This window comes from Aliiroseovarius lamellibrachiae, assembly GCF_018599245.1.
In the GTDB taxonomy this organism is placed as follows: domain Bacteria; phylum Pseudomonadota; class Alphaproteobacteria; order Rhodobacterales; family Rhodobacteraceae; genus Aliiroseovarius; species Aliiroseovarius lamellibrachiae.
On record NZ_JAHEVJ010000003.1, the window covers coordinates 71,485 to 85,211 of the forward strand.

The 13,727-nt window shown below is 57.1% G+C and carries 14 protein-coding genes; 12 read left to right on the plus strand and 2 right to left on the minus strand.

Going from position 1 to position 13,727, the window contains the following annotated elements; genetic code table 11:
* Positions 1 to 155 precede the first annotated feature (155 nt).
* The 6 genes from KKW20_RS06165 to KKW20_RS06190 all read left to right on the plus strand — a co-directional run bounded on the left by KKW20_RS06165 (position 156) and on the right by KKW20_RS06190 (position 5,183).
* A complete protein-coding gene (locus KKW20_RS06165) occupies positions 156 to 1,259 on the plus strand; it encodes an ABC transporter ATP-binding protein (RefSeq protein ID WP_214567003.1) in 1,104 nt (367 codons plus the stop codon).
* 61 nt (positions 1,260 to 1,320) lie between these two features.
* Entirely contained in the window at positions 1,321 to 2,136 is an 816-nt protein-coding gene (locus KKW20_RS06170) for an alpha/beta fold hydrolase (RefSeq protein ID WP_214567004.1), read from the plus strand.
* A gap of 139 nt (positions 2,137 to 2,275) precedes the next feature.
* Positions 2,276 to 2,500: a twin-arginine translocase TatA/TatE family subunit gene (locus KKW20_RS06175; protein WP_214567005.1), complete on the plus strand. Its 225-nt coding sequence runs from the start codon at positions 2,276 to 2,278 to the stop codon at positions 2,498 to 2,500.
* A gap of 90 nt (positions 2,501 to 2,590) precedes the next feature.
* Entirely contained in the window at positions 2,591 to 3,313 is a 723-nt protein-coding gene (tatB, locus tag KKW20_RS06180) for a Sec-independent protein translocase protein TatB (protein ID WP_214567006.1), read from the plus strand.
* On the plus strand, positions 3,310 to 4,200 hold the full coding sequence (tatC, locus tag KKW20_RS06185; RefSeq protein ID WP_214567007.1) for a twin-arginine translocase subunit TatC: 891 nt from the start codon (positions 3,310 to 3,312) through the stop codon (positions 4,198 to 4,200). The genes tatB and tatC overlap by 4 nt, the downstream gene beginning before the upstream one ends.
* 140 nt (positions 4,201 to 4,340) lie before the next feature.
* Entirely contained in the window at positions 4,341 to 5,183 is an 843-nt protein-coding gene (locus tag KKW20_RS06190) for an ATP-binding protein (protein ID WP_214567008.1), read from the plus strand.
* Between the two features lie 120 nt (positions 5,184 to 5,303).
* Here KKW20_RS06190 and serS read toward each other — a convergent pair whose 3' ends face one another.
* On the minus strand, positions 5,304 to 6,596 hold the full coding sequence (gene serS, locus KKW20_RS06195) for a serine--tRNA ligase (RefSeq protein ID WP_214567009.1): 1,293 nt from the start codon (positions 6,594 to 6,596) through the stop codon (positions 5,304 to 5,306).
* Positions 6,597 to 6,672: 76 nt separating this feature from the next.
* Positions 6,673 to 8,082, minus strand: coding sequence for a pentapeptide repeat-containing protein (locus KKW20_RS06200; RefSeq protein ID WP_214567010.1), 1,410 nt, complete (start codon positions 8,080 to 8,082; stop codon positions 6,673 to 6,675).
* A 118-nt stretch (positions 8,083 to 8,200) separates the two neighbouring features.
* On the opposite strand from KKW20_RS06200, the gene yajC reads away from it, so the two are divergent.
* Genes yajC through ccmB form a run of 6 tightly spaced genes read left to right on the plus strand, consistent with a single transcriptional unit; the run spans position 8,201 to position 13,641 of the window.
* Positions 8,201 to 8,530, plus strand: a complete 330-nt coding sequence (gene yajC, locus KKW20_RS06205) for a preprotein translocase subunit YajC (protein WP_214567011.1) — start codon at positions 8,201 to 8,203, stop codon at positions 8,528 to 8,530.
* A 46-nt stretch (positions 8,531 to 8,576) separates the two neighbouring features.
* A complete protein-coding gene (gene secD, locus KKW20_RS06210) occupies positions 8,577 to 11,210 on the plus strand; it encodes a protein translocase subunit SecD (RefSeq protein WP_214567012.1) in 2,634 nt (877 codons plus the stop codon).
* Entirely contained in the window at positions 11,203 to 11,970 is a 768-nt protein-coding gene (locus KKW20_RS06215; RefSeq protein WP_214567013.1) for a sulfite exporter TauE/SafE family protein, read from the plus strand. Before secD ends, KKW20_RS06215 begins: the two co-directional genes overlap by 8 nt.
* 1 nt (position 11,971) lies before the next feature.
* Positions 11,972 to 12,325, plus strand: coding sequence for an Mth938-like domain-containing protein (locus tag KKW20_RS06220; RefSeq protein ID WP_214567014.1), 354 nt, complete (start codon positions 11,972 to 11,974; stop codon positions 12,323 to 12,325).
* A gap of 9 nt (positions 12,326 to 12,334) precedes the next feature.
* Positions 12,335 to 12,988, plus strand: a complete 654-nt coding sequence (gene ccmA, locus KKW20_RS06225) for a heme ABC exporter ATP-binding protein CcmA (protein WP_214567015.1) — start codon at positions 12,335 to 12,337, stop codon at positions 12,986 to 12,988.
* The gene (gene ccmB / locus KKW20_RS06230; protein WP_214567016.1) at positions 12,985 to 13,641 is read left to right on the plus strand and encodes a heme exporter protein CcmB; all 657 of its coding nucleotides are present in this window, start codon (positions 12,985 to 12,987) and stop codon (positions 13,639 to 13,641) included. The genes ccmA and ccmB overlap by 4 nt, the downstream gene beginning before the upstream one ends.
* Positions 13,642 to 13,727 lie beyond the last annotated feature (86 nt).

A 13,727-nucleotide genomic window follows, 5' to 3' on the forward strand; every position in this document is an offset into this window, starting at 1 on the left:
GGTATTTGCCGTGGCGCACCAGTTTGCGACAATCTGCGGGTCGTTTGTGGGTGCCAAGTGGCTTGCGGGTCGTTGGGCGGGCTGGTATCCCGGTTGAAACCCGATTTAAATCATCGGGATTTAGCTGTTGATTGTCCTGTCTGAAAAGGCCCGCCATGTTGGAGACCCCCCGCGCCACGGCGCGATTGGAAATTCGCAATCTGGAGCGTCAGTTTGGCGGTCATCAGGTGCTTTGCGGCATATCCCTGACGTTACTCGCCGGGCAGGTGACGTGCCTCTTGGGCCCATCGGGCTGTGGGAAATCCACCACCCTGCGCATCATCGCCGGTGTGGATCAGCAAGATGGCGGCGAGGTTTGGATTGATGGCAATATGGTTGCAGGACCGGGCGTGTTTGTCCCCCCGGAAAAGCGCCATATCGGCTTGATGTTTCAGGATTTTGCGCTGTTTCCGCATCTGTCGGTCGCTGACAATGTGGGCTTTGGCCTTAAGGGATCTCGCACCGAAAAGCGCCTGCGCGTGCAGGAACTTTTGGACAAGGTGGGGCTGGCGCGTTTCATCGACAAATTCCCGCATGAGCTGTCGGGTGGCGAACAGCAACGGGTTGCTTTGGCGCGTGCGCTGGCCCCGCGCCCCTCGATCATGCTGATGGATGAGCCGTTTTCCGGTCTTGATAACCGCCTGCGTGACGGCATCCGCGATGAAACCCTCGCGATCCTGAAAGAAGAGGGCACCGCCGTGGTTCTGGTCACCCATGAGCCCGAAGAGGCAATGCGCATGGCGGATGAAATTGCCCTGATGCGCGACGGTGAAATTGTGCAACGCGGCGCGCCCTATAACATCTACAACGCGCCGGTCGACAAAAAGGCCGCTGGGTTTTTCTCGGACATCAATGTGATTTCGGGCGAGGTGAACGGCGCGCTGACCGAAACCGCCTTTGGGCAATTTCTGGCGCCGGGCATGCCCGATGGCACCAAAGTCGACATTGTGATCCGCCCGCAGCATCTGAAGATCGACTTTGATCGCCACGGCAAAGGCCCGGCCCCCACACCTGCACATGGTGTTTGGGCGCGGGGCGAAGTGGCGCGTGCGCGGTTCATTGGCAAGGAAAGTCTGGTGGATTTTGTGATGCAGGACGGATCGAAACTGACCGCTTCGGTGCCATCGGTGTTTTTGCCGCAAGTGGGCACGCCGTTGTGGATCGCCATTCGCCGCGACCGTTGCTTTGTGTTCTGCGACGATGCGTGCCCAACCTGCTGATTTCGGGTTATCCATGATATAGTGGTCCAAACACGGATGCTCGCCGGAAAGGATCGCCCCTATGCCGTACCTCACCCTCAAGGGTCACAAGCTTTATTATACCGACGAGGGCGCCGGGCCGGACACCATTGTGTTTTCTCATGGGCTGTTGTTCAGCGCAGAGATGTTTGAAGCGCAAGTGGCCGCGCTTAAATCCCAGTACCGTTGCATCACTTTTGATCATCGCGGACAGGGCAAAAGCGCGGTCAGTGACGCGGGCTATGACATGGACACGCTGGCCGAGGATGCGGCCGCTTTGATTGCCGAGCTACAGATTGCGCCTTGCCATTTTGTCGGGCTGTCGATGGGGGGCTTTGTGGGCATGCGCCTTGCGATCCACAAGCCAGAGCTGTTGAAATCCCTCACCCTCATTGAGACCACCGCCGACCCGGAACCCACAGAAAATCATGCGCGGTACGGTCTTTTGAACTTTGTCGCCCGTTGGTTTGGCTTGGGCGTGGTTGTGGGCAAAGTGATGCCGATTATGTTCAGCCAATCCTATCTGAACGACGACACAAAGGCGGCGGAACGGAAACGCTGGCGTAAGGCCATCGCAAAAGGCGACAGGATCGGCATCACGCGCGCGGTGCGCGGGGTGATTGAACGTGACGGCGTTTATGATGATCTGCACCGTATCTCTCTGCCCACACTGATCATGGTGGGGGAGGAGGATGTCGCCACGACGCCCGACAAATCAGACCGGATGCAGGCGGCGATTGCTGGGTCCGACTTGATCACCATCCCCCGCGCGGGCCATTCCTCGACCATCGAACAGCCCGAGATTGTGACCGAGGCGCTCCGGAATTTTCTGGCGGGTCCACCCGTCGATGGGGTGTGAATTTACCGCGAAATTTGCACCAAACATCATTTGTCGCAGAGAATCGCGCTTTCGGGCTTTGAAAATCCGCCGTGAAAGAATACATATCTGACCTGAATGAGTTATGGACGGCGCTGCCCGTCCGCTGAGGGAGACACCAATGCTCAATAATATCGGCCTTCCGGGCCTTCTTCTGATCGCTGTTGTGGTTCTGGTTCTGTTTGGCCGGGGCAAAATTTCATCGCTGATGGGCGAAGTTGGCAAAGGCATCACCGCGTTCAAAAAAGGCGTGGATGACGGCAAACAAGAGATTGAAGATCAAGCGGCTGATGCGGCTGAGGCTGCAAAAGACGTCACCCCCGAGGAAGACAAAGAAAAGGCGTAAGCCGCCGCGCGACATGACCGCCTTGCGGGCTGATCTTGGAATCACCCCCGCATATTTTCGCGAAAACGCTTTTCTCAGGGGGCGCTGCCCATGTTTGATATCGGGTTTACCGAGCTTCTGGTGATTGGGGTTGTGGCCCTGATTGTGGTTGGGCCAAAGGATTTGCCCGGCATGTTCCGCACGTTGGGGCGCTTCACCGCGCGCGCGCGCAGCATGGCGCGTGAGTTTAGCCAGGCGATGAATGAGGCGGCGGATTCGACCGGTGCAAAAGATATCGCCAGCACTTTAAAATCGGCGACCAATCCGAAGTCCATGGGGCTGGATGCGCTGAACAAGGCCGCCGATGGGTTCGAGAAATGGGATCCGGCCAAAGCGCTTCGGGATCAACAAGAGGCGGACGCCGCCACCAAAACGCCGCAACTGTCAGAAGAGCGAGCCGAAGTTGCCCGCAAAATTCACGCAGCCACCGCAAAGGCCGCCACAGATCTTCAGGCCGTTGAGGCGGCAACCGAGGCTGCGGATGTGGCCAAGCCTGCAAAAACATCGGCTAAGAAATCCCCACCTGTGAAGAAATCAACCGGCAAGGGGGCCGCGGGCAAAGGCACAGCAGCAAAGGCGGCTACCGCGAAGGCGAAGACCACCAAAGCACCAGCGGCCAAGAAACCAGCGGCCAAAAAACCGGCCGCCAAGAAACCGGCGGCGAAAAAGCCCGCTGCGAAGGCGACCGCGGCAAAAAAGGCGCCCGCTAAGAAAACCCCGGCCAAGACAACAACAGCCGCAAAAGCTTCGGCCCCGAAAGCATCTGACGCATGACCAAAACCGACGAAATTGAAGACAGCTCTGCCCCGCTGATTGAACATTTGGCTGAACTGCGCACCCGGCTGATGCATGTCGCCGTGGCGTTTATTATCGGCATGATTATCTGTTTCACCGTGTGGAACCCGATCTTTAATTTCCTGACCGAACCGCTGTGCACAACCATGGCGGAACGTGGCCAACCGGATTGCGGGCTGATCCTGATCAAGCTGCAAGAGGGCTTTTTTGTTGCGGTCTCGATCTCGCTTTTCGGCGGGCTGGTTCTGTCGTTTCCCTACATCAGCTACCAGCTGTGGCGCTTTGTGGCGCCGGGCTTGTACAAGTCTGAAAAATCAGCGTTTTTGCCGTTTATGATCGCCTCGCCGGTGATGTTTCTACTGGGCGCAAGCTTTGCTTTTTACGTTGTGATGCCGCTGGCCTTTGACTTCTTTCTGGGCTTTCAGCAATCCTCAGACAGCGACGTGGCCGCGGCCATTGATTTTCAAGGTTCCGTACAGGAATATCTGCGCCTGACGATCAAGTTTATCGTGGCTTTTGGGCTTTGCTTTCAGCTGCCAGTGCTTTTGACCCTGATGGGCAAAGCCGGGCTTGTGTCCGCCAAAGGCTTGGGCGAAATGCGCAAATATGCGGTGGTCGGCATTCTGGTGCTCGCCGCCCTTGTGACCCCGCCCGACGTGATCACTCAGGTCATTTTGTTTGTGGTGGTCTACGGCCTTTATGAGATTTCGATCTTCCTTGTGGGCCGCGTTGAGAAAAAACGCGAAGCCAAGCTGCGCGCCGAAGGGCTGTGGTTTGAGGATGATGAAGACGAAGATGACGCCGACGCCGAAGAAGATGAGCTGATGGCAGAGTTTGACGAAGAGGAGGGTAAGGCGGATAAATAACCCCCGCCTTCGCCCCACCAGAAAGCGCGTCCCCTGGGGCGCGCTTTTTCGTATTACGACAGGTCAAATGAGCCGGAATTCTTGCAAGCCAAGGCTATTCCGTCTAACCAAAAACGGAACTTATATAACGGGGCAGAACCATGGACCAAGACGCACTCATCCGCATCGCAGACGCGCTGGAGCGTATGTCGCCCGCGCCCATGAGCGCCCCGGATTTTGACAGCGCAGACGCCTTTGTTTGGCACGTCTCACCAGACCGATTGGCCCCCGTGCCGGAGGTCAGCCGGGTGAAAATTGACCTTCTTATTGGCGTGGACCGCTCGCGCGACACGCTTTTGAAAAATACGCTGCAATTTGCCAAAGGGCTGCCCGCCAATAACGCACTTTTGTGGGGCGCGCGCGGGATGGGAAAATCCAGCCTTGTCAAAGCGGTACATGCAGAAGTGCTGAAGCAGGGCGAAGCGTTGAAAGTGGTGGAATTACAGCGCGAAGACCTGCCATCGGTCACCCGTCTTTTGTCGCTTCTGCGCGGCTCGCAGCATCGGTTTTTGCTGTTTTGCGATGACCTCAGCTTTAGCCATGATGATCAGCATTATAAGTCGCTCAAGGCGGTGCTGGATGGCGGCATTGAGGGCCGTCCGGAAAATGTGGTGTTCTACGCCACCTCAAACCGTCGCCACCTGATGCCGCGTGATATGATCGAGAATGAGCGTGGATCGGCGATCAACCCATCTGAGGCGGTTGAGGAAAAAGTATCATTGTCCGACCGCTTTGGGCTTTGGTTGGGCTTTCATCCTTGTGATCAAGACCAATACCTCGCGATGATCCGCGGCTATTGCGACGCGCATGGGGTGGTGATTGACGATGAGGCCCTGCGCGCGGAAGCCATCGAATGGCAGGCCACACGGGGCGCGCGATCGGGTCGGGTGGCGTGGCAGTATTTTGTGGATTTGGCCGGGCGTCAGGGTGTGGCAATAGGATGAAGGCGGTGGGTTGAAGGGGAGGGGCTCTGCCCCTCGCGCTTCGCGCTCACCCCGAGATATTTATGACAAGAAAAAGCCCAGCTGTTGAGGCTGAGCTTTTGTGATTTATGGGGGTGTGGGTTACACCATTTCACCATTTGCGGTGATCCGCGTTTTGCCGCGCAGATAGGGGTGCAGCGCCTCGGGCAAGGTCACAGACCCATCCTCTTGCTGGCCGTTTTCCAGCACAGCAATCAGCGCGCGACCGACGGCCAGACCTGATCCATTCAGCGTGTGTACATATTGCGGCTTACCGCCTTCGGCGGGCTTATAACGCGCGTTCATGCGGCGAGCCTGGAAATCGCCAGCGACCGAGACCGAGCTGATTTCGCGGTAGGCATTTTGGCCGGGCAACCACACTTCGATGTCGTGGGTGCGCTTCATGCCAAAGCCCAAATCGCCAGTACACAGCACCACGGTGCGATAGGCCAGACCAAGTCGTTCGAGGATATCCTCGGCACAGCGGGTCATGCGTTGATGTTCGGCTTCACTTTCCTCAGGCCGGGTGATCGAGACCATTTCGACCTTTTCAAACTGGTGCTGACGCAGCATGCCGGCGGTGTCACGCCCTGCGGAACCGGCCTCGGAACGGAAACATTGGGTGTGGGCCACATAGCGGCGCGGCAGATAGCTGTCTTCGACGGTCACGCCATTGACGATATTGGTCAGGGTGACTTCGGCGGTCGGGACCAGCCACCAGCCATTGGTGGTCTGATAGCTGTCTTCGCCAAATTTCGGCAATTGCCCGGTGCCATACATCATCTCTTCTTTAACGAGCACGGGCGTCCAGGCTTCGGTCAGGCCGTTTTCCTCGGTGTGCACGTCGAGCATGAATTGCGCGAGTGCGCGGTGGGTGCGCGCCACGGCCCCCGACAGCACCATAAAGCGCGAGCCGGACAGCTTGGCGGCGGTTTCAAAGTCCATGCCGGATTTCACGGCCGGAAGTTCGTAATGTTCAAGCGCTTTGAAGGTCAGTTCTGGGGGGGTGCCCCAGCTGCGAATTTCCACATTGTCGTCTTCATCCGCGCCATCGGGGATGTCGTCGCCGGGAATATTCGGCAGGCCCATGAGCATGTCTGTCAGCTTCACGTCCAGCTCTTTGGCTTCATCGTTGAGCGTGGCAATCTCGGCCTTTTTCTCGCCCACAAGGGCGCGCAGGCGTTGAAATTCGTCCTCATCGCCAGATGCTTTGGCCGCCCCCACCGATTTCGCCGCTTTGTTGGCCTCGGCCTGGGCTGTTTCCGCGGCAAGGATCGCTGTGCGGCGTGCTTCGTCCAAGGACAGGATCTCGCCCGACAAAGCCGACAGGCCCCGACGGGCCATGCCAGCATCGAACGCATCAGGGTTGTCACGGATCAGGCGAATATCATGCATGTTTCATTCCTTATATATGCACCGATTATGCAGGGACCATATGCCAGAGTGGGCCGGGCAGGGGAAGGGGGAATGGTTAGGGGGGGGGAGAGGCTAGGAACTTCTCCCATTCCGCCTTGAAACTAAGATAAGATAACTCCTCACTGCTCCAGTGGTCAGGGCGATCGATATCATATCCGGCTGGAGAGGCTGACGATCCGTCTAGGAATGACAGCCCGAAATTTGTTGCAAAATCTTGAATTTCGGAAAGATCAACTTTTCGAAATGCGGTCCCTTCAACCGAGCATTCGCTGAACACCGTCTCGGTATTTGTTGCGCAGTCGGTGACAAACGCCCTTGAAAGATCGCAGTTATTGAATGAAGCGTCCGATAGCGATATTTCGCTGAGATGCACAGAGGCCAAACTGCATTGGATGAAGAGTACGCCTTTAAAAGAAGAGTTTGCGAACCTGCTATGCTGCAACTGACAACGGCTGAAAAGCGAATTTCGAAAATCAGTCCCGTGAAAATTGGCATGTTCTAAGTTCAATTCGACCACGCGGACACCCGATAAGTCGCAGCTAGATAAATCCAAGCTGAAACCAGAGCCGTCTGGCCCTAGGTTGCTTCGTGAGTTATGGCGTTCGATATCGATCTGTTGCTGAGATCTGCGGCCAATAACTTCAATGGTGAGCTGTATGTCCGTTCTCATTTGAGTAGAACTGCGAACTCGACTGTTTTCTCGCACATAGGCAGTCAGTATTTCCATGATTTGAATGTGGAAGCTTGGCTCTTCTTGCGCAATCCGCTCCAAGGCTAATATCCCACCCAATCGAACTTCAAGATTTGGCTCCACACGCTCCACTTCATTGTGAGTATCGTTTGGGGTTTCGTTTCCAAACATCGAGAAAGCGGAATCTGGTTTGATTTTAAACGGATTGTTCTGGGCGGGGGGCTGCCTTTCGGTATGAATTTTCAGTGTCTTTTCCCGCACCAATCGCGTTGTTCCAAGGTTCTCAACAGCTTTGTTGATGCGATCCGTTATCATATCTTGTTGTGCCGTGTCGGCCTGACGATGCGCGACAACTGCCCTCCAGACCACAAATGGAAAGCCAACGAATGCCGCCAGCACGATGCCCACGTTGCGAATGTCTTCCTGAGTCTCGTCATTCGAAAAAGCCTGAACAAATTCGACAAGTGTAAGCGCGGTCAATCCAGCATAGAGAAGAAAAAAGCTAACGAAGATAGTTCCGGGCCAAGCCTCCGCCCCCAATGTTTTCTGCAACTTCTCAATCGGGCCTTCCTGTAAATGAGGCCGTATTTGCCCTACCATCCAAAAGACCCCCAAGGTGCCCAGCACCAGCCAGCCCAGCCATGGGGTCATTGGATGTGATGTGAGTGTTTGCCAGAATGCCTGTGTGCCCTGCATAAATAACCTCTGATTGAAATCCTGCCCACAAAACACCATTCCCAGTCCTATGCCAAGTGTCCTGCCACGGCCTGTCATTATGGCAGTGCGTGCCCCTTGCTGGACAACCTTTCGGACCCCATATAGGGTGCGCGCCAACTGGTGGGGGTTTCCCCTGTGACAGACGGGGATTTCCCCTTAGAAAAAGGATATAATGATGTTTGCAACTCCGGCTTTTGCTCAGGCTGCAGGGGGCGCTGGTGGCGGCCTTCTGAATTCCATGCTCGTCCCAATGCTTTTGGTATTTGCGATCATGTATTTCTTCATGATCCGTCCACAACAAAAGAAGATGAAAGAGCATCAGACCATGCTGGGCGCGCTGCGTCGCAATGACAAGGTGATCACCCAAGGTGGCATCGTCGGCAAGGTGACCAACGTGAAAGACGAGACCGAGGTTGAGGTGGAAATCGCCGAAGGTGTGAAGGTGCGGATCATTCGTACAACCATCACCAAAGTGATTTCAAAGACCGAACCGGTCGAAAGCTAAACTGGATTAATCCATCATTATCAATTGGTTGTAGGGGCGACGGCGGATGCTGAATATCGCGACTTGGAAACGTCTTGTGATCTGGGGCCTTGTGCTCTTGGGTTTGTATTTCGCATCGCCCAACGGGTTTTACACCCGGGTTGAGCTGCACAATGATGCGGTGAAAACCATTGAGGCAACCGGCAGCAATGCCGAGCTTGAGGCGGATAAATCCGCGTGGCCCGATTGGGCGCCAAACGCGCTTGTGAACCTTGGGCTTGATCTGCGCGGCGGGGCACATTTGCTGGCCGAAGTGCAGGTCGAGGATGTCTACGCTGCGCGGATGGACGGCATGTGGCCCGAAGTGCGCAACCTGTTGCGTGATAAGCGTGACACCATCGGCACCATTCGTCGCCAAGACGGTGCGGCGGATGAATTGCGGGTGAAAATCTCGCGCCCCGAGGCGTTGCCGCAAGCCATTGAACTGGTCAAAACACTGGCCCAGCCGGTGGTCAGCCTGCAAGGGGTTGGATCCACGGATATTGAGGTTGCCGCGGGTCGTGAGGGCGAGTTTGTCGTGACCTTGTCTGAGGCGGAACGCATCGCCACGGACGATCGCACCATCATGCAAACGCTTGAAATCATTCGCCGCCGTGTGGATGAGGTCGGCACCCGTGAACCCACCATTCAGCGCCAAGGCCAAGATCGGATCCTGATCCAGGTGCCGGGCATTGGCTCGGCCACGGAACTGAAAGACATCATCGGGAAAACCGCGAAACTGACCTTCCACCCGGTCAAATCGCGTACCACCAACGGCGAAACCGAACCCGGTGCGCGCAATGTGTTGTATCCGTCCTTGGATGACGAAGGCGTCTATTATGTGTTGGAGCAAAGCCCGGTTGTCACCGGAGAAGAGCTGACCGACGCGCAACCGGCCTTTGATCAAAACGGCCAGCCTGCGGTGAGCTTCCGCTTCAACGTCTCAGGCTCGCGTAAATTCTGTGAATACACCGGCGAAAACGTCGGCTCGCCCTTTGCGATTGTGCTGGATGCCGAGGTGATCTCTGCCCCGCGCATCAACGAGCAAATCTGTGGTGGGTCCGGCATCATCACCGGTAACTTCTCGATCGAGGAAAGCACCAATCTGGCTGTGCTGCTGCGCGCGGGGGCCTTGCCGGCTGAGCTGACCTATGTGGAAGAACGCACAATCGGGCCTGAATTGGGCCAAGACAGCATTGATGCGGGTAAAATCGCGTCGATTGTGGCCTTTGTTGGCGTGCTTGTCTTTATGGTGCTGGCTTACGGTTGGTTTGGCGTTGTTGCCAATATTGCGCTGATCCTGAATGTGGGCATGATCTTTGGCCTTCTGTCGATGATTGGCGCGACGCTGACCCTTCCGGGTATCGCCGGGATCGTGTTGACGATCGGGATGGCGGTGGATGCCAACGTCTTGGTGTTTGAACGCATCCGCGAAGAGTTGAAAGCCGGAAAAGGCCCCGCCCGCGCGATTGAACTGGGCTATGAAAAAGCGCTTTCCGCCATTCTGGATGCCAACATCACCACCTTTATCACCGCGGTGATCCTGTTTGTGATGGGCTCGGGGCCGGTGCGCGGCTTTGCGGTCACGCTGGGGCTGGGCATCCTGACGTCTGTCTTTACCGCGATCTTCTTGACCCGCCTGATGCTGGTCATGTGGCACGAACGCAAGCAGCCGAAAACCCTTGAGATCAAGGGCATTCGTATGGCGCCGAAAAACCGGGTGTTCGATTTCTTCAAGGGGGCGGTTTTCACCTTGGGCGGCTCTGGCCTTGCGATGGTCGCATCGGTTTTGTTTTTCTTTGTGATCGGTCTGAACTTCGGTATCGACTTTAGGGGCGGGACAACCATTCGCACCGAAAGCACGCAAGCCGTGGATGTGGGCAGCTACCGTGACGCGCTGGCGCCATTGGGACTGGGCGATATCTCGATTGTTGAAGTGAACGACGTGAATTTCCGCGATGATCAGCACGTCAGCCAGATCCGCATCGAGGCCCAGGAAGGCCAAGAGGCGATGACCCCTGAAACCATGGGTCTGATTGAAAATGCCCTGTCACAGGTTGATCCGGCGATCACATTCCCCTCGGTTGAAAGTGTGGGGCCAAAGGTCTCGGGCGAGCTGGTGACCACGGCTGTTCTCGCCGTTGTTGCCGCCATCGGTGCGGTTCTTGTCTATATCTGGCTCAGGTTCGAATGGCAGTTCTCACTCGGTGCGGTGGCCGCGCTTGTGCATGATGTGGTGCTGACAATTGGGGTCTTTGCGCTTCTGGGGATCAAGTTTGACTTGGCCATCATTGCGGCGCTTCTGACCATCGTTGGCTATTCGCTCAATGATACCGTGGTTGTGTTCGACCGGGTGCGCGAAAACCTGCGCCGTTATAAAAAGATGGACCTGCGCGAGGTTCTGAACCTGTCGATCAATGAAACCCTGTCGCGCACCATGATGACCTCGGTCACCACTTTGCTCGCGCTGATTGCGCTGTATATGCTGGGCGGTGACGTGATCCGTGGCTTTGTGTTTGCGATGATCTGGGGCGTTGTGGTTGGGACGTATTCGTCAATCTTCGTCGCCTCGGCCATCCTGCTTCGCCTTGGGGTGAAACGGAATTGGGACAAGGTCGTGGCCAAAGATCTTGGCAATGAATTTGCCGGCATCGATGGCTGATTTTTTCCTCCAAGCTCTGGCCCTGCCGGGGCTTGGGGGGCTTTTGGCCGCAGCGTTTGCCGCAGGCCTTGTGCGCGGATTTGCCGGATTCGGCACCGCCCTGATCTTTCTTCCCATTGCGGCCCAGGTCATCGACCCGGTGATGGCTGTTGCCGTTTTGATTGTCATGGACATCGTTGGACCCGCCCCCGCCATACCCGGCGCGTGGCGCGACGGGCACCGCCGTGATTTGATGCGCCTTGTCGGTGGGTTGATCATCGCACTGCCCATTGGGCTGACGGTGCTTTTGGCAGTGGACCCAATAGTCTTTAAGCTCGCCGTGTCAGTGATCAGCCTTGCGATGGTTGGCTTGCTGGTGTCGGGCTTTCGCTATCACGGTGTACTGACCCCACGCCTGATTTGGACCACCGGGGGGCTGTCTGGGCTTTTGGGGGGCGCGGCGGGCATCCCCGGCCCACCGGTGATTTTGCTTTATATGGCGTCATCCCATCCCGCCCGTGTGATCCGCGCCAACACCACCGCCTTTCTCTTTGCCTTTGACATCCTGATGCTGATCGGGTTTTTGGCATTGGGGCGGCTTTGGGGCCTGCCTTTGGCGCTGGGTGTGCTGGCCACGTTGCCCAATCTTGCGGGCAACCTTGTGGGCAATTGGTTGTTTCGCCCCAGTTTGACGGGCTTTTACCGGCGCGTTGCCTATCTGATTATTGCGGCCTCAGCCCTGACCGGGCTGTATTCGGCCCTACAACACGGCGGAGGCTGATATGCAGTTTCACGAGGTTACTTTTGACGGGGCAAAACCCGTTGACGGCTATGGTCCGGGGTTTTTCCGCGTCGATGGCACAATCATCCAAAGTGGTATCCTGTTGACCGCCGACAAGGTGCAAAGCTGGGGCGGGTTTGATGATCTGGCCCCGCTTGTCGCGCTCGCCGGAAAGGTGGATGTGCTGTTTGTCGGCACCGGCGCCAACATTGCCCATGCCCCAAAAGATCTGACCGACACGTTGCAAGATCTGGGCATCGGCGTCGAAGTTATGGCCTCGGACACCGCGTGTCGCACCTATAATGTGATCCTGGCCGAGGGGCGACGCATTGCCTTGGCCGCCCTTCCGGTCTAACGCTTGATCATGGATTTTTCAGCCTCTCTGACCGCCGAAACGCTGACCGTCACCCGTGGCGGCGTGCCGATTTTGCAAAACGTGTCTTTCACCCTGTCGCCGGGGCAGGTGTTGATCCTGCGCGGGCCCAATGGGTCGGGCAAAACCACCTTGCTGCGCACGCTGGCCGGGCTGCAACCGCCCTTGGCGGGTCGGGTGGTGAGCGATCCTGAAACGGTGACTTACGGCGCCCATGCCGACGGGCTGAAGGCCACGTTGAGTGTTGAAGAAAACCTGCAGTTCTGGGCGTCTGTCCACGGGCAAACCGATATCACCCCAGCGGTTGAGGGATTTAATTTGACGGGGCTTGTGCATCGGCCATCCGCCAATCTATCCGCGGGGCAAAAACGCCGCCTTGGTCTTGCGCGACTTTTGGTCACGGGGCGGCCGATTTGGCTGTTGGATGAGCCCACCGTGTCACTGGACGTGCCCTCGGTTGCTTTGTTCGCCGATGCCGTGCGCGCCCATGTGGCCAAAGGGGGATCTGCGCTGATCGCCACCCATATCGACCTTGGGCTTGAGGCGGACAGCTTTGACATCGGCCCCTATAAAGCCGACCCCGCAAATGCCGCAGACAGTAACGATGGGTTTGACACTGACGGTGTTGAGGGGGCCTACCTATGATCGCACTTTTGATCCGAGATATGCGCCTTGCGATGCGCGCGGGTGGCGGCTTTGGCCTTGGCCTTGCGTTCTTTTTGATCGTGGTCACCCTGGTGCCTTTTGGGGTTGGCCCAGACGCTGAAATCCTTGCGCGTATTGCGCCGGGCATCCTGTGGGTTGGCGCGCTTTTGGCCTGCCTTTTGTCACTCGACCGCATCTTTCAGCTTGATTTCGAAGACGGATCGCTGGATTTGCTGGCCACATCGCCGATCCCGCTTGAGGGGATTGTCGCGATCAAGGCGCTGGCGCATTGGCTGGTCACGGGCCTGCCACTGACCCTTGCCGCGCCGTTTTTCGGCGCGCTGATGCATCTGGAGGGGTCGGGGTTCAGCTGGATGTTTGTCACGCTTTTGCTGGGCACGCCCGCGCTGTCGATGATTGGTGCCTTTGGCGCGGCGCTGACCGTGGGTCTGAAACGCGGGGGGCTTTTGATGTCGCTTCTGGTGCTGCCACTTTACATCCCATCGCTGATCTTTGGGGCCGAGGCCGCCACCCGTGGCATGGCCGGGTTCAACGCCAACGCCCCGCTTTTGATGATGGCCGGCATCACCGCAGGCTCCATCGCGCTTTTGCCCTTTGCCGCAGCATCCGCCTTGCGGGTAAACCTGAGATAAATCAAGTCGTCGTGAGGTGACATTCCCTATGCTAGCCGCCATAAGCTTTGGAACGCGACCGCCACCGATCAGAGGAAGCCAATGTC